A 20,101-nucleotide genomic window follows, 5' to 3' on the forward strand; every position below is an offset into this window, starting at 1 on the left:
CGCTGGTGCCGCGTATTGCGGGGCGGCCATTTGTACCGGTGCAGCAGGGGAAGAGCGGCTGATACGAACTGACTCTTCACCTTCGGCAATTTCTAGCTCGGAGATGCCAGACTCTTCAACAAGTTCGATCAGTTTCTTAATCTTACGGATATCCATGATAGGTCTCTTCTATATGTTTTGTTTTACTCAGCCGCAAACGCTAAATGACGCGCGGCCGCTGTTAAGGCGAATTCATAACCATCAGCGCCAAACCCGCTGAGCACCCCGACGGCTTTGTCTGATAAGTACGAGTGATGCCGGAAGGGCTCTCGGGCATAAACATTCGACAAATGCACTTCGATAAAGGGGATACTCACACCCAGTAAAGCGTCACGCAGGGCTACGGAGGTGTGGGTCAGCGCGGCTGGGTTGATGATGATAAAATCCACGGTCTCCATCGCTTGGTGGATTTTATCGATAAGGCTAGCTTCGCTATTGGATTGAAAGTGTTCAAGATTGAGCCCCAAGGTCGTGGCTTGTGCCTCGAGAGCCGCCATGATTTGGCCAAGCGTTTGGGCGCCGTAATGTTCGGGCTCACGCTGACCGAGCAAATTAAGGTTTGGGCCATTTAACACTAAAACTTGGTTTCTTGTAGACATCTTGACGCTTACTTCTCCTATTCGCTGTTATTGTGCAGCTTAACGCGGATTCCAGCCGATGGACATGTTATGACGGCGCATACCATGCAATTTTGTCCTTACTGACAGCAATTATAGAGACTTCAGCGCAAATCGCAGCAAAATACTGGTCTAATCAGCACAGTTTGTCTGTTAGCGATATCAAAAGGGTTGCTCGTCGGCGGTTTGATGCGGGATGACACCGCAAGTCCCTACTTTTTGTGTGATTGCGAGGGAGGGAAAGAGTTCAGTTTACCGTGTGCTGGGGATCAAAAAAGCCGCCCGAAGGCGGCAAAGGTTGCTAAGCAATCTTTCGTTAGGGTTAAACCACACTTTCTTTTTCTGCGATAAGCTTATCGACCACACTAGGATCGGCCAATGTGGAAGTATCGCCAAGACTACCGGTATCACCGGTGGCGATTTTGCGCAGAATGCGACGCATGATCTTGCCTGAACGGGTTTTAGGCAGTGCATCCGTCCAGTGGATGAAGTCGGGTGTCGCAATGGGGCCAATCTCTTTGCGCACCCACTCTTTGACTTCCTTGTGGAGTTCGGCGCTGGGCACTTCACCCGCATTGAGGGTGATATACGCATAGATCGCTTGGCCTTTGATATCGTGTGGCACACCAACAATCGCGGCTTCGGCAATTTTATCGAATGCGACGAGCGCCGACTCGATCTCTGCCGTTCCCATCCGGTGCCCCGAGATATTGAGGACATCATCGACACGGCCGGTTATCCAGTAATAGCCGTCTTCATCGCGACGCGCCCCATCGCCGGTAAAGTACATCCCTTTAAAGGTGGAAAAGTAGGTTTGCTCAAAGCGGTCATGATCACCGAAGACGGTGCGCATTTGTCCTGGCCACGAGTCAAGCATGACCAGATTACCCTCGGTGGCACCGTCGAGTATATTGCCCATGTTATCCACTAATGCAGGCTGTACGCCAAAGAAAGGACGGGTTGCTGAGCCTGGTTTCAACGCGGTGGCGCCCGGTAGCGGGGTAATCAATATCCCACCGGTTTCTGTTTGCCACCAAGTGTCGACAATCGGACAGGCTTGGTTCCCTATGGTGCTGTGATACCACTCCCAAGCCTCTGGGTTGATGGGTTCACCCACCGAGCCCATGATCCGCAGTGAGTCGCGTTGGGTGCCCGCGACCGCTTCGTTGCCTTTTGCCATCAGTGCGCGAATCGCGGTGGGCGCGGTGTAAAGAATATTCACTTGGTGCTTATCGACCACTTCGCTCATTCGTGCCGTGCTTGGATAAGTGGGGACACCTTCAAATAAGATTGTTTTCGCACCATTGGCAAGCGGACCATAGACAAGGTAGCTGTGACCGGTGATCCAGCCGACATCTGCGGTACACCAGAACACGTCTCCCTCTTGATAGTCGAAGACATACTTAAAGGTCATCGCCGCGTACACCAGATAGCCACCGGTCGTGTGCAGTACCCCTTTTGGGGTCCCTGTGGAGCCTGATGTGTAAAGAATAAACAAAGGGTCTTCGGCTTTCATCTCTTCGGCGGGGCAGTCGTCTGACACCTTCGCGGCGGCCTCGTGCCACCACACATCACGATGACTGTGCCAGTCAATGTGTCCCCCGGTACGTTGGTACACCACCACTTTTTCAATCGATTTCACTTTGGGGTTTGCTAGGGCATCATCGACGTTTTTCTTCAGGGGCACCGCACGGCCACCACGTATCCCTTCATCGGCTGTCACCACCACTTTGGCATTGGAGTCAATAATCCGACCGGCCAATGCTTCGGGAGAAAAGCCGCCAAATACCACGGTATGCACCGCACCAATACGGGCGCACGCCAGCATCGCGACGGCGGCTTCCATCACCATCGGCATGTAAAGACACACCACATCGCCTTTTCTTACGCCGTTATCTTTTAGGACATTGGCAAATTGGCATACCTGCTGGTGGAGTTGGTGATAGGTGAGCGTGGCATCGTCTTTGGGGTCGTCGCCTTCCCAAATCAAGGCAACCTGATCGCCTCGCGCCTTGAGGTGGCGATCGATACAGTTGGCTGCGACGTTGAGTGTGCCATCTTCAAACCAGCGGATATCCACGTGGCCGGTATCAAACGAGGTGTGTTTGACTTTGGTATAAGGCGTCATCCAATCTAGAATTTGCCCGTGCTCGCGCCAAAAGCCTTCTGGGTCGGCCACTGACTGCTGATAGAGTGCTTGATACTTGGCTTCATCCGCGTGTGCCTTTTGTGCTATTGAAGGCATGACGGGGTATACGTGACTATCGCTCATCCTGTTTCTCCTCGTGTCCGCGATGCTCCACGCGGCGCTTCCATGTCATGAGATGTCAGGCGTTACCGCTGCCTGGCAAACGAAATCCATGCAGTAAAGGTGTGACATATCGGGACGTCCGACAATTAGACTTTAGGATGACCCCATTGATTTTTAAGCGATTTGCGCAGTTGTCAGGCCAGATAGTGGGGGCTAGATCCCACTTTGTCTTTGCGTTCGTGCGCAAGTCGCGGCTTCGATGCGTTATTTGGATTGCAGCATGGGCATCTCACCTTGGGTGAGGCGGACATAAATCAATGCGGCGGCGAGCGCATCATCCAATGCATCATGCCGGGCCGGCAAAGGGACATCGAGGTGACGACTAATGGCTTCCATGCTGATGTCGTGATAGGCATTAGGTAGCAGGCGATCGAGTTTGCGTTGATAAATATCACTGACTTCAATCAGAGGGTTGGGGAGAGGAAAGCCGAGAAAATGCCGCGCGTAGCGATCGAGAATACTTTTATCATAACGAATGTGATAGCCGACCAATGGATGATTACCAATAAAGTCGACCAGTGCGGTGATTGCTTGCTCTGCCGTGACACCGTGAACCAGATCCTGGTGGCGCAGACGATGAATTCTGACCGAGCCGGCGCTCAGACTCTCTGGCGCGGCCAATGTCAAGGTGAGAGCGTGACTGGTGAGGATCCGATTGCCTTTAATCGGAGTGGCCGCAATCGTAACCAGCTCTGCACGGTGCGGATCCAAGCTGGTCGTTTCACAGTCCAGTGAAATCAGCGTGCTTGAGTCGGGGGGCAAAAATAAGTCCCGATAGGGTGAGTGTCGTAGACGATGACGGTACCAATGCCGAGTCAGCCAATTCAAATTAATCCCTCACGTGATAATGGAAAGCGAGTGACTCTTTGAACTTTTTCACCACATGCAGCCCGTGGCGCAGTAAGTCGCGTTCGCTAGAAGGGAGTTGAGCTACGTCGAGGTAGTTGCTTTGTGGTTCGCCACTCAATTGTTGTCTTAAACGTAATCGGATAAATAGCTTCAAGGCTTCGGAGAGGTTTTCCGCCGTTTCTTCCGCCAGTGCCCCTAGGTTGGCAAGCTGCTCCAGCCGCTCAAAGGTGTTGGTGTGTGGTACACCTTTTTCCAAGCTCATGGTACGTACGCCATGGACGATGGGAAAAATCCCCCCTTTTTTGATATCCAGCCCTTCTTTGCTGCTTTTGAGGGAGCCAAATACGGTCAAAGGAACGCGAAAGGCTAGCGCAGGACGGACAAAGGTGTTGAGCGTCAACATATTGTCGGTCAAGCTGTCTTTGAGTGGTGTTTGGATCGCATCAATCAGACTAAGATCGCCAGCGATCGGCTGGCTGTCAGCAAGGATCGCCAAGTCCATGACACTTTGATGGTTGGCACTTTGTGCCAGATTACGTACGGTTTGCTGCCATTGCGTGGCGGTTTTTACCCACTTGGGATTACTGACCATCACATGACCCGGACAGGGCGGGTAACCGAGTTGATACAGTGTATGTGAAAAGGTCTCCATCACTTGCTGGCAATCGGGCCAGTTGAGATCGTCGGCGAGAATCAAGGCGTTGTCTTGGTCTGTTTTGAGTACTTGCTCACCGCGCCCTTCAGAGCCCATGACCACCAAGCAGCACTGACGTTGGTAAGCCTCGGGCACTAACAAGCGAAAGGCTTTTTCCATGATTTGCTCATTCACCGTGGCGATAAGCTGCATCACAAAGCGGGTATGAATGCCATTGTTAAATAAGGTGTGTACCAGCTTGCTCTGGCTGTTTGCGGCGATCACCAGTTCGTCGATGGTTTGTGCGCGGGCAATCTGTAAGTTAAGCACGTGAGAGTGAGTCGAAAAGAGGCTCAGTACCTGAGGAAGATCGAGCATCCCTGCAGTGTTTCCGTGTTCATTGACGACCCGGACACGTTTTACACGCTGGCGTGTCATCTTAATCATGGCGTGAAAGAGAAAGTCGCCGCGTTCCACACTGATCACCGGACGTGTGGCCACCTCGCCAACAGGCACGGATTGATCGTAGCCCTCGAGCACGAGCGCATGAAGCAAATTGGTGCGGGTGATAATACCGCAGTCGCCATTTTCATCATCGACCAAGGCGCAGTCGCAGCGCTCCGCTTTCATCTGGGCGGTGGCGGCATACAGGGGCACGTCGGGGGAGACACACAAGGCAGGTTGAATATTGCTGTCATCAATTCTTGTCAGCATAAACTCGGCGAGATTCTGTTGCTGACGAGCTTGCACCATCAGTGCTTGTCGGCGCTGAAGGTTGGTATCAAAGTAGCCTCGAAACGCGTGATTATGATGWTAAATGGCGAGGAACACCTCGGCGGGTAACAGGTGGCAGAGGGTATCTTCTAGCGCGCGGTATCGATGTTTGGCGGTGCCATTAAGCAGTGCTGGCACGTCGAATAAGTCGTCGGTGGTGTAATGAGAAAACACTTCCTTGCCGTCTTCTGACACTTCTTCCACGCTACCTTTGATAATGATAAAGAGCTGCTCGCCCGTATCACCGGGCTGGATCAGGGTGTCGCCACGGCGAAAGTAGGCAACGTCGAGTGCTTGGCGGCATTGTTTGACTTGTGATGCGGTTAGGCAGTCAAAGGGCGCATGAGAGGTGTCAAAAGGTTCAGGCATAGTCGCACTCCTCACTGTGATATTCACAGTGTGTCTCACCCTTTCCGATCTCGCTAGCCGACTTTAGTCTAGCCAGTCATGCACCTGGACTGGTCACCACCATGTATTTGTCGACAATCGTGGCGCGCGTGTCTTTTTTTCCTCGCACAGAGCTGCGACACTTAGCGGGTATCTATCTTAATGTGAAGTAATGAGATGACCTTAACCCAATGTTCCCCGTTTCGCTGGCTGTCAGAATACTTTGGCGGTTTCTTTTTTTCCTATGGTGTATATCTCCCGTTTTGGGCGGTTTGGTTTGAGTATCTTGGTCTCAATTCAGGCGTGATCGGCACCTTGATTGGGCTTGGTTTTGCAACCCGTTGTGTGGCCAACTTAGTGTTCACACCGCGCGTACAACAGGTTGAAGCCTTGTTGCCGGCCCTGCGGGCCTTGACACTCATGGCGTTAGTGACGTGTGCCTTGCATCCTATGATGGGTGCCAATGTGTGGTGGCTGGCTTTGGTGACCGTGTTATTTAATTTAGCCATTGGTCCCTCCGTCCCGCTGTCAGATGCGCTCGCCAACTATTATGCGCGCCATAAAGTTATCGACTATGGTCGAACTCGCCTCTGGGGATCGATAGCCTTTATTGTTGGGTCGAGTTTGACCGGATGGCTGGTGACCGAGCAATCGGCGGCGATTATTCCCTGGATCGCGATTGGCGGCTTGTCTGCCTGTTTGCTACTGACGTTGCGTCGACCGACATTGATGCCACAAAGCGAGCACGATATGACCAATAGCAAAGTCTCGATGCGTCAGCTTTTCCGCGACCGTCAGGTAGTCGTGTTCTTGTTAATCGCCTCCCTGCTGCAAGGCAGCCACGCAGCGTACTACAGTTTTAGTGCGATCTACTGGAAGCAGGCTGGATATAGCGAGAGCATCGTGGGCTATTTGTGGAGCCTCGGGGTTGTCGCGGAAGTGGCAGTATTTGCCTTGGGGGTGCGGCTTTTTAATGGCTGGTCATCAAAAGCCTTGTTCCAATTGGCGGCTGTGGGTGTATTGCTGCGCTGGGGGATCACAGGGACGACGACCGCTGCGGTGCCTGTGATACTGGTGCAACTGCTTCATGGCATTACGTTTGCCGGCGCACACCTTGGCGCGATGCAGTACATTCAGCGCGAGTGTGGGGCGCGATTGGTGGCCACACAAGCGGCGTACAATGCGCTACCAATGGGCGCAGTGGTGGCGGCGCTGACCACGGCAAGTGGGTGGATTTATGCTGTATCGCCCTCTGGCACTTTTTATACCATGGCGCTGCTTGCGTTGCCTGTTTTCGTTTTACCCCTGCGTGAGCCGGCATTTTGGCGTGCCAAGCAAGCTAAGGTGGCATAAACAGGCCTAAGCTGTAATAAACCACGATTAGGCTTGCAGTAAAGTTAGCTAAGGTGCCCACAAAGCGAATACGAGACGATTGAGTGGGCGCCGATACCGTGTTACACCCAGCTCAAGGGTTCGGCAAAGGATTGCGTCAGGAAGGGAGCCATGACACAAGGCTGGGTAATTGTCTCTGTTTCACTGCTTTATATGGGCGCACTGTTCGCGATTGCTTGGTATGGTGATCGTCAACCGCGCTGGTTACGCTCATGGCGCCCGTGGATTTATAGCCTTTCTATCGCGGTGTATTGCACCTCTTGGACCTTTTTTGGCACGGTTGGCCAAGCGTCCAGCTCACCATGGTCATTCCTACCGATTTATCTTGCCCCTATCTTGGTGTTTACCCTTGGGTGGCGTTTTCTTGCCCGAATGATCTTGATCGCCAAGCGCGAGCACATTACCTCCATTGCCGACTTTATTGCGGCGCGATATGGCAAATCGCAGGGCTTAGCGGTGATGGTGACCTTGATTGCCGTGGTCGGTGTGCTGCCCTATATCGCGTTGCAACTGCGCGGTATTGCCATGGGGCTCGATGTTCTGTCGCCAGAGCTGGGGCAAAGCATTGGCTTGGCACAGCCCCAAATCGCCTGGCTCGTGTGTATCTCCTTGGCTGCATTTACCGTGTTATTTGGTACGCGTCATATTGACAGTACGGAGCACCACCGAGGGATGATGATGGCGGTCGCTTTCGAGTCGATCGTCAAGCTGGTCGCGTTTCTCGGGGTGGGTATTTTTGTGGTATGGCTGCTATTCCAAGCGCCCAGCTTGCCCGTGAGTCTTGAGGACTCTGGCGTGATTGGTCGCCCGGATGTGGGCAGCTTAATCATTCACACCTTGCTCACAGGGGCGGCAATCATTTGCTTGCCGCGCCAGTTTCACACCATGGTGGTGGAAAACACGCGCGCGAGTGATTTGAATACGGCGCGTAAAGTCTTCCCGACCTACTTGTTACTGATGCTGATTTTTGTGCTACCGCTCGCCTATGCGGGGCAAGCGTTGTTACCTGGGGCACCTGCTGATACGTATGTGATTCGGCTGCCGCTATCGGTAGGGGCTGAGGGGATGGCGCTACTGGCTTTTATGGGGGGGGCATCGGCTGCCAGCGGGATGGTGATTGTTTCAACCATTGCGTTGGCGATCATGGTATCGAACGATCTGGTGATGCCACTGTTGTTGCGGCGAATGAAGCTGAAATCCCGTAACTTTGCGCAGTTCTCTGGGCTGTTACTTAACGTTCGCCGTGCGCTGATCTTTTTGATCTTAATTGCCGCGTGGGGCTTCTATCATCTGATCCTCACTGTGCCCACGTTATCGGAAATTGGCTTTCTCTCCTTTGCGGCCATTGCTCAGTTTGCCCCTGCGATGATTGGCGCCTTGTACTGGCGTCAAGGCAACAAAAAAGGCGTATATGCTGGCTTACTCGTGGGGTTTTCACTGTGGTTGGTGACCATGATGACCCAAACCGGCATGCTGGCAGGAGATGGTCAATCTAACCTATTGATTTGGCTTATCACCCCTCCCGACTTTTCACCGTTTACTCACCTCAATACCGTGGATTGGGGACTGGCCTTCAGTGTGTTAATGAATGCTCTTGGCTTTGTGGTGGTTTCTTTACTCACGCGACCATCACTGAGTGAGCGTTTACAGGCCGCCGCGTTTGTTGGCATGCCACTGCCGGAAAACGATGATGCGCGCTTGTATCAAAGCCGGGTGACAGTGGCGGAGCTGGAGATGCTCGCGGCTCGCTTCGTGGGTCGCCGGCGCATGCGCCAGGCGTTTAGCCAATTTGCAGAGCAGCGTGGTGAAGAGCTGATGCCCCAACAACAAGCCAGCGCACCGCTGATACGTCATACCGAGCGGGTGTTGGCAGGCGTGTTTGGTTCGTCGTCGGCACGCTTAGTCCTTTCATCGGCCCTTCAGGGGCGCAATATGCAGTTGGAAGAAATTGCCACCATTGTTGATGAGGCCTCTGAGCTGTTTGATTTCTCGCGGGGATTACTGCAAGGGGCTATCGAGCATATCAACCAAGGGATCTCTGTGGTGGACAAGCAACTGCGGCTGGTGGCATGGAATCAGCGCTACATTGATATGTTTCAATTTCCACCTGGGCTTATCCAGGTCGGACGACCGGTCGCGGACTTAATCCGATTCAATGCTCAGCGCGGACTTTGTGGGCCGGGTGATCCGGAAGAGCATGTCAGCAAGCGAGTGCTGCACTTAACACGACGAAAACCGCATACCTCTTCGCGAGTGCATCCAGACGGACGAGTGATTGAGCTGCAGGGCAACCCGATGCCGGGCGGTGGTTTTGTTATGACATTTACCGATATCACCGCGTTTCGGGATGCGGAAGCGGCGCTCAAGCAGTCTAATGAAACCCTTGAAGCGCGGGTGACTGAGCGAACGCGTGAATTAGAGCGGCTAAATAGCCGATTGATTGATGCGACCCGCAAGGCTGAATCCGCCTCACAGTCGAAGAGTCGCTTTTTGGCCGCGGTCAGTCACGATTTGATGCAGCCACTTAATGCTGCACGTTTGTTTGCTTCGTCACTCAGTGAGATGGCGGCAAACCGAGATACTGAAGCCGTTGCTCAGCACATAGAAAGCGCACTAGAAAGTGCGGAAGTGTTGATTGGTGATTTGCTCGATATCTCACGCCTGGAGTCGGGCAAAATGAAAGCACGTATCGAGACCTTTGCATTAAGCGAGGTGTTTCATGCGCTAGAGGCGGAGTTTGGCGTACTGGCTCGCCGCCAGGGGTTGGACTTTCGTGTTGTGACCAGCCAGGTGTTTGTTCAGTCTGATAAGAACTTGCTGCGCCGGGTGCTGCAAAACTTTTTGACCAATGCCTTTCGCTACAACCCTGAGGGCCGAGTGTTGTTAGGTGTGCGACGGGCAGGGCGCGACTACCGCATTGAGGTGTGGGACGATGGCGACGGGATCCCTGTCGATCGTCAGCAAGATATCTTTCAAGAGTTCACACGCATTGATCACGAAGGTGCGGAGCAGGGGTTGGGCTTAGGGTTGGCGATCGCGAAGGGCATTAGCCAAATCCTCTCTCAGCCTCTGGCGTTGAAATCCTGGCCGGGTCGAGGCACGGTGTTCTCGATGACAGTGAATGCGAGTCAAGCGGAAAAGGTCGAGCCAAGTCCTGTGGCGCCTGCCACTTCATCGGCGCGAGAGCTCGAAGGTTGCCGTGTCTTATGTGTGGACAATGAGCAAGACATCTTGGATGGGATGGCGCAGCTTTTATCACGGTGGGGATGCGACGTTCGCTGCGCCCCTGACGTGAGTGGTGCGATCAAGACGATCGGCGAGCAATGGCAGCCTGAGTTTGTCCTGAGTGACTATCACTTAACGAACCAGCAAACGGGGTTGCAAGTGCTACAACAATGCCAACTAAAAGTAGGGTGCTGCTTTCAGGGGGTGATCATCAGTGCTGACCGCAGCGCCGAGACACAACAGACCGTGACTGGACTAGGCTTTATGTATCTCTCTAAACCGGTAAAGCCGCTTAAGTTGCGTGCATTATTACAACAGCGAGGAAAACGATGACTCCTTTTACCCTACCGCGCCTAGAGACAGATGTGGGTATTGTTAAAGTGGCAGGGCACTTTAACCCTGTTGATGGGCATATCGAGGTTGATGAATTGGCACACCTAGACGGTGATGGGTGGGCGGATGTGAGTCATTGGCTGACAGAGCAAGCGTATGAAAACAAAATCGCCACCATCGTAGCGGCGATCCGAACATCGTTGATGTCAATTGACGCGTGAATGGCAACCGTCTCACATTATGACGCATCCTGCGCCTGTTGGTGCTCGGTATAAAACGTTTTATGTTCGATAAAGGTCACTGGCGTTTCGGCATAATAGTGGCTTCCTTTCATACTCACGGCCAGGCGGATTTGCGTCTCTTCGCTGCGTGGTGCTGGCAGAGAGACCGTCCAGGTCATGCCTTGTTCATCGCGGATTTGCATGGTTTGCGGTGCGATGTTTGTCAGGCCGATTTGTGCGCCTTCCAGGGGCAGCTCGCTGACCAACCGCAGCGTTAGCCGATTGTTTTCGACGCCTTGCGATTCCAGTTTGAGTTTCATATCGCCATTTTCGAGCTGACAAAACCCACTGGTATAACGGCAATTAGAACGGACCGCCAGCGGATAGCTTTGCCCTGGCTGAGCGGCTTTGGGCGTCTCAGACACACTGGCATCGACGGCAAAATAGGCGATCACCGCTAACACTGGCGCAACCAGCATCGCAATAACCACATGTTTATTGGTGAGTAAACGCGTGACCGTTGACATCATGCCTCTCCTTGGCTGGTCGTAACCAACAGTATAAAAGCCCCCGCAGGGGCTTGATAGGTTAACACGGGATTAGTGTGATTGCGCATCGCCGGCTCCAGACGGCATACGAACGTGCTCGACCAAATCTTGCACCTCTTGCGGTGTTTCTTTGGTCATGCGCGAGACAATGATCGCCACGGCAAAGTTGCACACGGCCCCTACTGCGCCAAAGGCATTGGGCTCGATACCCAGTATCCAGTTGCTACCGAGGCTTTCTAAGTATGTCCAGTCAGAGATAAACAAAATCCCCTTGTGTTGGAATACGTAGAACAGGGTAACGCTGATCCCCGCGACCATACCGGCAATCGCCCCTTCTTTGTTAATGGTCTTGGTAAAGATCCCCATCATGAGTACCGGGAAAATCGATGACGCGGCTAAGCCGAACGCCAGTGCCACCGTCCCGGCCGCAAAGCCTGGTGGGTTGAGCCCTAAGTAGCCGGCCCCAGCAATGGCTAATGCCATAGATATCCGGCTTGCCAGCAGCTCGCCTTTTTCGCTGATATTTGGATTGACGACCCCTTTAATTAAGTCGTGGGATATGGCTGACGATATCGCAAGCAACAACCCGGCGGCAGTCGACAGTGCCGCGGCTAAGCCACCGGCGGCGACCAGGGCAATCACCCAGTTAGGTAGCTTGGCAATCTCTGGGTTGGCCAGCACCATGATGTCGCGGTCAACACGTAGCTCATTGGTTTCTGCATTCGAGGTGTATTGAATTTTCTGATCACCGTTTTTGTCTTCAAAGCCTAGCAGCCCGGTGGTTTCCCAGTTCTTAAACCAGTCTGGACGCTGGTCATAGGCGAGGTTGTCACCGTTCGGTAGATTCACCGTGTCCATTAAGTTCAAGCGCGCCATCGCCGCCACCGCAGGTGCTGAGGTATACAAAATCGCGATAAAGAACAGCGCCCAACCGGCAGATGTCCGTGCATCACGCACCTTAGGGACGGTGAAAAAGCGAATAATAACGTGGGGTAAACCGGCCGTACCTATCATCAGTGACATGGTGTAGGCAAACATGTTGAGAGTACTACCCCGCACGGCGGTGGTGTATTCGACAAAGCCGAGTTCGGTCACCACCTGATCGAGTCGGTCTAGCAAGTACTGATCCGTTCCCGCCATGGTGCTACCTAAACCAAGCTGTGGGAATGGGTTACCCGTCAGTTTGAGGGAGATGAAGATTGCGGGAATAGTGTAAGCTAAAATGAGCACGCAATACTGAGCAATTTGGGTGTAGGTAATGCCTTTCATCCCGCCCATCACGGAATACATAAAGACAATGACCATACCGATTAATAGCCCGGTGGAATAGTCGACTTCTAAGAAGCGGCCAAAGGCGACGCCCACCCCTTTCATCTGGCCGATAACATAGGTGACGGAGGCGATGATCAAACAAACGACGGCAACAATGCGCGCGGTTTTTGAATAGAAGCGTTCACCGACAAACTCTGGCACGGTAAACTTGCCAAACTTACGTAGGTAAGGGGCGAGCAACAGTGCGAGGAGCACGAAGCCGCCCGTCCAGCCCATCAAAAAGACCGAGCCCCCATAGCCCATAAACGCGATTAAGCCGGCCATAGAAATGAACGAGGCAGCTGACATCCAGTCGGCAGCGGTCGCCATCCCGTTCGCCACTGGGTTCACCCCGCCACCGGCGACATAGAACTCTTTGGTGGAGCCTGCGCGTGCCCAGATCGCAATCCCAATATAGAGGGCGAACGTGAACCCGACAACAATATAAGTAATGGTTCTTAAATCCATGTGTTAGTCCTCTTACTCGTCGTCCACGCCGAACTCGCGATCGAGTTTGCGCATTTGTTTGGCATACACAAATATGATGCCGAGGAAGGTATAAATCGATCCCTGCTGAGCAAACCAGAACCCAAGTTTGTAGCCACCAATTTGAATAGTATTGAGGGCATCCACGAATAAGATCCCACAGCCGAATGAGACAACAAACCAGACAATCAGCAGACTGATCATCAGTTTGACGTTTCTGTCCCAGTAGGCTTTCGCGTGTTCCTTGCTTTGAAACGCCATCGCCTTCTCCTTGTTTAGCACGTTAATGGAATGTTACTTGAAGACGATAGCAGGGGATGGACGAAGCGACATTGCAACTTTAGTCGAGCGCAGTCAGCGATAATGAGCGGAAAAAGCAGGGTTTTTGTGAGCTAGGTACGGCTGACTCGGGTTGAGCCAGCCAAGTCTTTCGCCAAAGGTCTAACTGAGGTGATAAAACTTTTGGATGCCTTCGAGTAAATTCGCAACGGCGACCGAGGCAAGGATCAGCCCCATGACGCGGCTGATAATCGACGCCCCCACATTCCCAATCACTTTGTGAATCACATTGGCGCCGAGGAGTAAGACCAAGGTCGCGACCAAAACAACAAACATCACCCCAGCGGTCACCGCTTGTTCCGCAATGGCATACCGATTGTTGTCTGTGAGCATGACTACCGCCATCATGGCACCGGGGGAGGCAATAGAAGGGACGGCGAGTGGATAAACCGCGGTGGCGGCAATTTCTGCTTTATCAACGTCTTCACTCAGCATTTTGGCTTCTTGGCCGGGTTTTCCTTCACCGAAAATCATGGTGAGGGAAAACAATAGCAACACCAAGCCACCGGCTGCTTGGAATGCGGGTAACGGGATTTGCATGGCTTCAAGCAAAATCTGACCGACAATTAAAAAGAACAGCAAAATGGCAAAGGCAATTGCCACGGCTTTCACCGCGACGCGGCGCTTTTGTTTGGCAGACATGTGGCTGGTTTGCGACAGATAGATGGGCACGCTACCGACAGGGTCGATCACGGCCCATAAAATCACGAATTGCGTAGCAAGAATACTTAACATAGGCGCTCCAAAGTCGGTGTCTAGAGCGCTAGCGTATCAAAGTTCGATATTAGATTGCTGCAATAAAATCACCGCCTGAGTGCGGTTTTTCACGCCCAGTTTGCGAAATATAGACGTCATGTGGGCTTTAATGGTCGCTTCGGATACCGCTAAGTCATAAGCGATCTGCTTATTCAGCAAGCCATCGCAAAGCATTCGCAATACTTTGTACTGCTGTGGGGTCAGTGTGGCGAGTTTGTTAGATAAGCTTTCGCTCTCATCGTCTTCGCCGAGATTATCTGGAAAGCAGGGCGTGCCGTCGAGCACTTGGGTTAACGACTGTACCAACGCACGCATATCGCTGGATTTAGGAATAAAGCCAAAGGCACCATGAGCGCGTACCTGACGGATCACACTCGGCTCTTCACTGGCAGAGATCACCACAATCGGTAGGGTGGGATATTGGTGACGCAGCGCAATCAGCCCTGACATGCCATTCGCGCCAGGCATTTTTAGGTCGAGCAGTACCAAGTCGACCTCAGCATCTCGCGCTAAGATCTGATTTAAACTGTCTAAGCTGTCTGCCTCTAGCAAGTTGGCTCCGCTTATCGCCATATGCACGGATTGAAAGAGGGCGTTCCGAAACAGTGGATGATCATCAGCGATAACGATGGTGTGTTGCGCTTCCATAATGCGGCTATCTTCCCTTTGTTTTCAATAAAGCTACCACCAGATATGGGGTTTATCAATTTTGTAACAAGAGAACTAAGAGATTGATCATTGCTCGCTTTTTACTTCATGTTTCAATCCATGCTGGCGTAGGTGAGTCATGAAAGCTCGAGGTGCTAAAAAGCCGGTAATGCGAGCTGTCGCATGACGCTCTCCATTGGGCAACCAAAAGTCGAGTGTGGGTAGCCCGGCCACGTCTTGGGTGCGCATTAACGCAAAATCATCAGGACGATTTTCACTCAGATCCACTTTAATGCGGTGCATGCGGCTGAGCTGCTGAGCCACAGCCGGATCCGTGAAGGTTTTTTGGGCGAATTGTTTACACGGAATGCACCAATCGGCGTAGTAATCAACCAAGGCGACTTGTTGATTAGCCGCGGCGCTGGCGAGCTCTGCATCAAGTGCTTCTTGCGAGTTGACGGTGATAAATGGCGGTGCGGTAGCAGAGGGTGTCGGTGGCACTGTCGCTTGGTGGGTTCGCGCAATATAAAGCGCACTGGCACCCAGTGCAGCAATCAATAATCCAGCAGCCAGCGTGAAGCGACGACCCGGTTTCATACTTTTTCCTTTTGCGGCAGATAGGATGAGTATACACACATACCATGACTCGCCTCGAAAAAGGAAATGATGACCTCAAGATGTGCTCACATCGTGAGGCACTGCCACATCAGTGGCAGTGCGTCGCCGACGCTTAGACGCGTTTTTTTGCGCGGCCTTGCACCGCCTTAAAACGTGGATTGGTTTTGCAAATGACGAACATGCGTCCGCGACGCCGAACGACTTGACAGTCAGGATGACGTTGACGGGCACTTTTTAGTGAATTGACGACTTTCATGCCTGTTCCTTTTTGCGGCGACCGACTTGGCCAAACTTACGCGCAAAGTGGGCAACTCGGCCTTCTTTATTCGTCGCTCGTTGCTTTCCGGTATACACCGGATGTGATGCGCTTGAGATATCTAGCGGGTAGTAAGGATAGGTTTTGCCATCTTGCCACTCGATGGTACGTGATGTTTGCAAGGTTGAGCCGACAATAAAATAGGCGTCAACGCTGGTGTCATGAAAAACGACAGAACGATATTCGGGGTGGATATTGGCTTTCATAACGACTCCCTATTGTTTGTTATGATATAACATAACACTTACTAAGGAGGATGAAAAGTCCATCAGTGTCTAGGTGAAAGATCTCAATTTCTGAACTTTTTGTTGTCAGTTCGCGAAAAGTGTTACTTTTTCTTACCTGAATCAACATGCGCGTGACTGTATCTGGTTAGGATTTGGCCATGGTGCTGAGCGCGGTTGCTCACATCTCCCACCAAGGATGGTGCTTATCGATGGTGGTAAGCAGACGGAGGAATCGTCATATCGTATCTACGCCCCAATACGCCATGTGCGTGCCATAAGACAATGAATGCATGTGAACGGGCGTGTGGGGACGTCTATCCAAAGTAGGAGAAAGTTATGTTCTTGGTTGAGTTATTAGTGGTACTCAGCTGCATCTTAATCGGTGCCCGTATCGGCGGCATTGGTTTAGGTGTGATGGGCGGGGTCGGGCTCGCGATACTCAGTTTTGGTTTCGGTTTGCAACCCACGCATCCACCTATCGACGTGTTGCTGATGATCATGGCGGTGGTCGCCGCTGCAGCCACCATGCAAGCTGCAGGTGGCTTGGATTTTTTRATTAAAATTGCCACCAATATATTACGTAAAAACCCACGTCACATTACCTTTGTTGCCCCTTTAGTGACTTATGTCTTCACCATGATGGCGGGAACCGGACACGTTGCCTATTCGGTATTGCCGGTGATTGCTGAAGTCAGTCGCAAAAGCGGCATTCGTCCGGCTCGCCCTTTGGGTATGGCGGTCATTGCCTCGCAATTTGCGATTGTAGCCAGCCCCATCGCGGCAGCGGTGGTTGCCTGTGTGGCCTTTTTAGAGCCGCAAGGCATTACCCTTACCGATGTGCTGTCGGTCACCATTCCTAGCACCTTTATCGGCCTTGCTTTGGCGTGTGTGATCGTCAATAAGCTAGGTAAAGAGCTTAAAGACGATCCTGAATATCAACGTCGCCTGCAAGACCCTGACTTTCGACGAGAAATGGAAGCGGATTTGGCCGTTGAAGATATCGAAGTCACGCCAGCAGCGAAGAAATCGGTTGGCTTGTTCTTATTTGGTGCTTTAGCGGTCGTCGTCATGGGGGCATTCCCAACCCTGCGCCCGGCCTTTGATGGCGAGCCAATGGGGATGGCGCATACCATTGAAATCGTGATGTTGTCAGTCGGTGCACTGATCATTTTGACCTGTAAGCCGGATGGCAATGCAATTAGCCAAGGCTCGGTATTCCATGCTGGGATGCGTGCCATTGTCGCTATCTTTGGTATTGCGTGGCTAGGTGATACCTTGATTGGTGGCCATGGTGAGATGGTGAAAGAGGCGGTGTCTGGCTTGGTAGAAATGGCGCCATGGACATTTGCGTTTGCGCTGTTCGCCTTGTCAGTGATGGTGAACAGTCAAGGTGCGACGACAGCGGTATTGGTGCCGGTGGCGATTACCTTGGGGCTGCCACCCTCGATGATCATTGCGACCTTTGTGGCCGTCAACGGCTATTTCTTTATTCCTAATTACGGGCCTATCATTGCCTCCATCGACTTTGACCGAACCGGCACCACGCGGATAGGTAAGTACATTTTTAATCACAGCTTTATGGCACCAGGCTTGCTGAGTATGGTGTTCAGTATCGCTTGTGGCTTGCTGATTACGCAGGTGCTGTAACGGCGGTTTACGGTATAAAAGAAGGGCGCTATCGGCGCCCTTTGTTGTCTCTATCGGTCGTCGGTGTCTGTTGTGAGTGACCCACTACGATGGCTGACCCACTACGCGTTAAAACGTTTACCGCGATACTTAGGATGCATCAGGTTTTCAACCGAGAAGATCTCGTCCAGCTCCCCCTCGGTCATTAAACCGCGCTCGAGCACCACTTCTTTAACGCTCTTACCTGTTTCAGCACAAATCTTACCGACAATATCGCCCTCGTGGTGACCGATAAAGGGGTTAAGATAAGTGATGATGCCAATCGAGTTATGCACATAGTGCTCGCACACCGCTTGGTTAACGGTAATCCCGCTCACACATTTTTCACCGAGATTGCGGCAACCATTGGCTAAAATCGAGATAGATTCAAACAGCGCCTGCCCAATGACGGGCTCCATCACGTTAAGCTGGAGCTGACCGGCTTCGGCGGCAAAGGTGATGGTGGTGTCATTCCCCATTACCCGGTAGCAAACCTGGTTAACCACTTCTGGGATCACCGGGTTAACCTTAGCGGGCATGATGGATGAACCGGCCTGCATTTCGGGTAGGTTAATTTCATTGAGCCCCGCACGTGGGCCCGAGGAAAGTAGACGGAGGTCGTTACAAATCTTCGATAGTTTCACTGCCAGGCGTTTTAGCGCGCCATGGACCATCACATAGGATCCACAGTCTGACGTGGCTTCAATCAAATCTTCTGCTGGGATACACGGCAAGCCTGTGATTTCAGCTAGGCGTTTCACCGCCAGTTGTTGATAGCCTTCGGCGGCATTCAACTTAGTACCAATCGCGGTCGCGCCGAGGTTTACCTCTAACAATAACGCTGCGGTGTATTTGATGTTTTTAATCTCCTCGCGCAGTAGCACTGAGAAGGCTTTGAACTCTTGCCCGACCGTCATCGGCACCGCATCCTGCAGCTGGGTGCGGCCCATTTTGATCACGTGTGCATAGGCTTCGGCCTTGGCGTCGAATTCTTTTTGCAGATAATCAATCGCATCCATTAATTTTAGAATGCTATTGTAAACGGCAATACGAAAACCGGTGGGGTAGGCACAATTGGTCGATTGGCTCTTATTGACGTGATCGTTGGGATTAATCACATCATAGTCACCTTTTTCGTGCCCCATCAGCTCAAGCGCAAGGTTGGCAATCACCTCATTGGCATTCATGTTGACTGACGTCCCTGCGCCGCCTTGAAAGACGTCCGAGGGGAATTGATCCATGCATTTGCCTGTTTGTAGGATTTGGTCGCAGGCTTTGATGATGTAATCGCCGACATCTGCGGGGATCACGCCGAGCTCTTGGTTTGCCATCGCGGCGGCTTTTTTGGTGTAAACCATGCCGCGTACGAAATCGGGGATATCAGAAATCCGGGTGCCGGAAATAGTAAAGTTTTCGATCGCCCGCAGCGTATGGATGCCGTAGTAGGCATCGGCAGGTACCGCGCGTTGGCCGAGTAAATCTTCTTCTAAACGGGTTGCTGTGGTTAGGGTTGAGGTTTCATTGGGTGTTATAATCGTCTGAGACATGCGTTGGCCTTAACATCAAGTTATTATAATGATTAAAACGTCGCCACAAATTTTGCTGTAGAATCCATTCCTCAGAGATTTTGGCTGGATGTATTATCTGTTACATCCTTTCAGCCGCCATTACAGCATATAATGCGGTGAAAAGGGCTGACCCCGGTCACAGCTGTAGCATGGCGCACAGACAAAATGCGCTTTCTTGCACTTTGATTCAAGGGCTAAATTCGGTTTCGTTGTTCGGCTTTTGGCGGATTTTGATGTTAGGATGAACAGTCCATTTCCAGCGCGAGGTGAATCGTGTTTCCAATCTTATTGCTGCTATTTATTCTGGTCCCAGTGATTGAAATCGGCCTGTTCATTCAGGTTGGTGGTTGGTTGGGATTGTGGCCAACACTGGCGCTGGTTTTGATCACCGCATTCGTCGGCGCCTCTTTGGTACGGAGTCAAGGACTGATGACTCTGGCTTCGGTGCAAGATAGGCTCAACCGCGGTGAGTTACCCGCCCAGCAAATCCTTGAAGGCGTGATGCTGGCCGTCGCCGGTGTGCTGCTGTTAACGCCAGGTTTTATGACCGATGCGATGGGGATGTTGGTGCTTTTGCCTGGGCCGCGAGCCGCGCTCGCCAAACAAGTGATGAAGCGCGTCACTGTGTCTCAAGCGGGTTTTAGCCAAGGTGGTTTCCATCAAGGGGACAATGCGCAAGGTCCTTTTGGGGAGGACCCGTTCCGTCGCGGAGGCCGTGGCGAGGATGGCAATACCTTTGAGGGGGAATATGAGCGCAAAGATGACGACGATGATGACCATCGCCTGCGCTAAGCCATGTCGGGATTAAACTCAGCCAAAAGGCCGCATGAGGATGCG

The 20,101-nt window shown here is 52.3% G+C and carries 18 protein-coding genes and 1 pseudogene; 5 read left to right on the forward strand and 14 right to left on the reverse strand.

Annotation, left to right across the window (positions count from 1 at the left end; translation table 11 throughout):
* From BZG73_RS14020 to BZG73_RS14040, 5 genes and pseudogenes are all read right to left on the reverse strand, one after another.
* Positions 1–156 (reverse strand): annotated as a pseudogene (locus BZG73_RS14020) (acetyl-CoA carboxylase biotin carboxyl carrier protein); the annotation flags it as partial.
* Between the two features lie 26 nt (positions 157–182).
* A complete protein-coding gene (gene aroQ, locus BZG73_RS14025; protein ID WP_046074531.1) occupies positions 183–638 on the reverse strand; it encodes a type II 3-dehydroquinate dehydratase in 456 nt (151 codons plus the stop codon).
* 340 nt (positions 639–978) lie between these two features.
* The gene (gene acs, locus BZG73_RS14030) at positions 979–2,928 is read right to left on the reverse strand and encodes an acetate--CoA ligase (RefSeq protein ID WP_077607351.1); all 1,950 of its coding nucleotides are present in this window, start codon (positions 2,926–2,928) and stop codon (positions 979–981) included.
* 243 nt (positions 2,929–3,171) lie between these two features.
* Positions 3,172–3,795 carry a 3'-5' exonuclease gene (locus BZG73_RS14035; protein ID WP_077668636.1) on the reverse strand — a complete coding sequence of 208 codons (624 nt, stop codon included), beginning with the start codon at positions 3,793–3,795 and terminating at the stop codon, positions 3,172–3,174.
* A gap of 1 nt (position 3,796) precedes the next feature.
* Positions 3,797–5,593 (reverse strand): DUF294 nucleotidyltransferase-like domain-containing protein, encoded by a 1,797-nt coding sequence (locus tag BZG73_RS14040; protein WP_077668637.1) that lies wholly within the window; start codon positions 5,591–5,593, stop codon positions 3,797–3,799.
* Between the two features lie 195 nt (positions 5,594–5,788).
* Here BZG73_RS14040 and BZG73_RS14045 point away from each other — a divergent pair, with 195 nt between their 5' ends.
* The 3 genes from BZG73_RS14045 (at position 5,789) to BZG73_RS14055 (ending at position 10,782) form a co-directional block, all read left to right on the forward strand.
* The gene (locus BZG73_RS14045; protein ID WP_077668638.1) at positions 5,789–6,964 is read left to right on the forward strand and encodes a 3-phenylpropionate MFS transporter; all 1,176 of its coding nucleotides are present in this window, start codon (positions 5,789–5,791) and stop codon (positions 6,962–6,964) included.
* Between the two features lie 150 nt (positions 6,965–7,114).
* Entirely contained in the window at positions 7,115–10,561 is a 3,447-nt protein-coding gene (locus tag BZG73_RS14050) for a hybrid sensor histidine kinase/response regulator (protein ID WP_077641666.1), read from the forward strand.
* Entirely contained in the window at positions 10,558–10,782 is a 225-nt protein-coding gene (locus tag BZG73_RS14055; protein ID WP_077579409.1) for a hypothetical protein, read from the forward strand. The genes BZG73_RS14050 and BZG73_RS14055 overlap by 4 nt, the downstream gene beginning before the upstream one ends.
* 17 nt (positions 10,783–10,799) lie before the next feature.
* On the opposite strand, the gene BZG73_RS14060 is transcribed toward BZG73_RS14055, so the two are convergent.
* The 8 genes from BZG73_RS14060 to BZG73_RS14095 all read right to left on the reverse strand — a co-directional run bounded on the left by BZG73_RS14060 (position 10,800) and on the right by BZG73_RS14095 (position 16,010).
* Positions 10,800–11,312, reverse strand: coding sequence for a hypothetical protein (locus BZG73_RS14060; protein WP_046074538.1), 513 nt, complete (start codon positions 11,310–11,312; stop codon positions 10,800–10,802).
* A 69-nt stretch (positions 11,313–11,381) separates the two neighbouring features.
* The gene (locus BZG73_RS14065; RefSeq protein ID WP_077579408.1) at positions 11,382–13,109 is read right to left on the reverse strand and encodes a sodium:solute symporter family protein; all 1,728 of its coding nucleotides are present in this window, start codon (positions 13,107–13,109) and stop codon (positions 11,382–11,384) included.
* Between the two features lie 12 nt (positions 13,110–13,121).
* On the reverse strand, positions 13,122–13,388 hold the full coding sequence (locus BZG73_RS14070) for a DUF4212 domain-containing protein (RefSeq protein ID WP_046074540.1): 267 nt from the start codon (positions 13,386–13,388) through the stop codon (positions 13,122–13,124).
* A 180-nt stretch (positions 13,389–13,568) separates the two neighbouring features.
* Positions 13,569–14,201 (reverse strand): MarC family protein, encoded by a 633-nt coding sequence (locus BZG73_RS14075; RefSeq protein WP_046074541.1) that lies wholly within the window; start codon positions 14,199–14,201, stop codon positions 13,569–13,571.
* A 36-nt stretch (positions 14,202–14,237) separates the two neighbouring features.
* Entirely contained in the window at positions 14,238–14,870 is a 633-nt protein-coding gene (locus tag BZG73_RS14080; RefSeq protein ID WP_077668639.1) for a response regulator, read from the reverse strand.
* An 87-nt stretch (positions 14,871–14,957) separates the two neighbouring features.
* Positions 14,958–15,467: a thioredoxin fold domain-containing protein gene (locus tag BZG73_RS14085; RefSeq protein WP_077668640.1), complete on the reverse strand. Its 510-nt coding sequence runs from the start codon at positions 15,465–15,467 to the stop codon at positions 14,958–14,960.
* A 133-nt stretch (positions 15,468–15,600) separates the two neighbouring features.
* A complete protein-coding gene (gene ykgO / locus BZG73_RS14090) occupies positions 15,601–15,744 on the reverse strand; it encodes a type B 50S ribosomal protein L36 (RefSeq protein WP_077639285.1) in 144 nt (47 codons plus the stop codon).
* Positions 15,741–16,010, reverse strand: coding sequence for a type B 50S ribosomal protein L31 (locus BZG73_RS14095; RefSeq protein ID WP_046074544.1), 270 nt, complete (start codon positions 16,008–16,010; stop codon positions 15,741–15,743). Before BZG73_RS14095 ends, ykgO begins: the two co-directional genes overlap by 4 nt.
* A 357-nt stretch (positions 16,011–16,367) precedes the next feature.
* Between BZG73_RS14095 and BZG73_RS14100 the strand changes: the two genes are divergently transcribed.
* The gene (locus BZG73_RS14100) at positions 16,368–17,678 is read left to right on the forward strand and encodes an anaerobic C4-dicarboxylate transporter family protein (protein ID WP_077668641.1); all 1,311 of its coding nucleotides are present in this window, start codon (positions 16,368–16,370) and stop codon (positions 17,676–17,678) included.
* A gap of 101 nt (positions 17,679–17,779) precedes the next feature.
* Here BZG73_RS14100 and aspA read toward each other — a convergent pair whose 3' ends face one another.
* The gene (gene aspA, locus BZG73_RS14105; protein ID WP_046074546.1) at positions 17,780–19,243 is read right to left on the reverse strand and encodes an aspartate ammonia-lyase; all 1,464 of its coding nucleotides are present in this window, start codon (positions 19,241–19,243) and stop codon (positions 17,780–17,782) included.
* A 294-nt stretch (positions 19,244–19,537) separates the two neighbouring features.
* Here aspA and BZG73_RS14110 point away from each other — a divergent pair, with 294 nt between their 5' ends.
* Entirely contained in the window at positions 19,538–20,056 is a 519-nt protein-coding gene (locus BZG73_RS14110) for an FxsA family protein (RefSeq protein ID WP_077668642.1), read from the forward strand.
* The last annotated feature ends 45 nt before the right edge of the window (positions 20,057–20,101 follow it).

The organism is Salinivibrio siamensis (genome assembly GCF_001996005.1).
GTDB lineage: Bacteria > Pseudomonadota > Gammaproteobacteria > Enterobacterales > Vibrionaceae > Salinivibrio > Salinivibrio siamensis.

Coding starts and splice junctions, on each gene's coding strand:
- BZG73_RS14065 (WP_077579408.1), bottom strand. CDS start 13,109: ATGGATTTAAGAACCATTACTTATATTGTTGTCGGGTTCACGTTCGCC.
- BZG73_RS14055 (WP_077579409.1), top strand. CDS start 10,558: ATGACTCCTTTTACCCTACCGCGCCTAGAGACAGATGTGGGTATTGTT.
- BZG73_RS14085 (WP_077668640.1), bottom strand. CDS start 15,467: ATGAAACCGGGTCGTCGCTTCACGCTGGCTGCTGGATTATTGATTGCT.
- aspA (WP_046074546.1), bottom strand. CDS start 19,243: ATGTCTCAGACGATTATAACACCCAATGAAACCTCAACCCTAACCACA.
- ykgO (WP_077639285.1), bottom strand. CDS start 15,744: ATGAAAGTCGTCAATTCACTAAAAAGTGCCCGTCAACGTCATCCTGAC.
- BZG73_RS14075 (WP_046074541.1), bottom strand. CDS start 14,201: ATGTTAAGTATTCTTGCTACGCAATTCGTGATTTTATGGGCCGTGATC.
- BZG73_RS14070 (WP_046074540.1), bottom strand. CDS start 13,388: ATGGCGTTTCAAAGCAAGGAACACGCGAAAGCCTACTGGGACAGAAAC.
- BZG73_RS14060 (WP_046074538.1), bottom strand. CDS start 11,312: ATGATGTCAACGGTCACGCGTTTACTCACCAATAAACATGTGGTTATT.
- BZG73_RS14050 (WP_077641666.1), top strand. CDS start 7,115: ATGACACAAGGCTGGGTAATTGTCTCTGTTTCACTGCTTTATATGGGC.
- BZG73_RS14080 (WP_077668639.1), bottom strand. CDS start 14,870: ATGGAAGCGCAACACACCATCGTTATCGCTGATGATCATCCACTGTTT.
- BZG73_RS14045 (WP_077668638.1), top strand. CDS start 5,789: ATGACCTTAACCCAATGTTCCCCGTTTCGCTGGCTGTCAGAATACTTT.
- aroQ (WP_046074531.1), bottom strand. CDS start 638: ATGTCTACAAGAAACCAAGTTTTAGTGTTAAATGGCCCAAACCTTAAT.
- BZG73_RS14095 (WP_046074544.1), bottom strand. CDS start 16,010: ATGAAAGCCAATATCCACCCCGAATATCGTTCTGTCGTTTTTCATGAC.
- acs (WP_077607351.1), bottom strand. CDS start 2,928: ATGAGCGATAGTCACGTATACCCCGTCATGCCTTCAATAGCACAAAAG.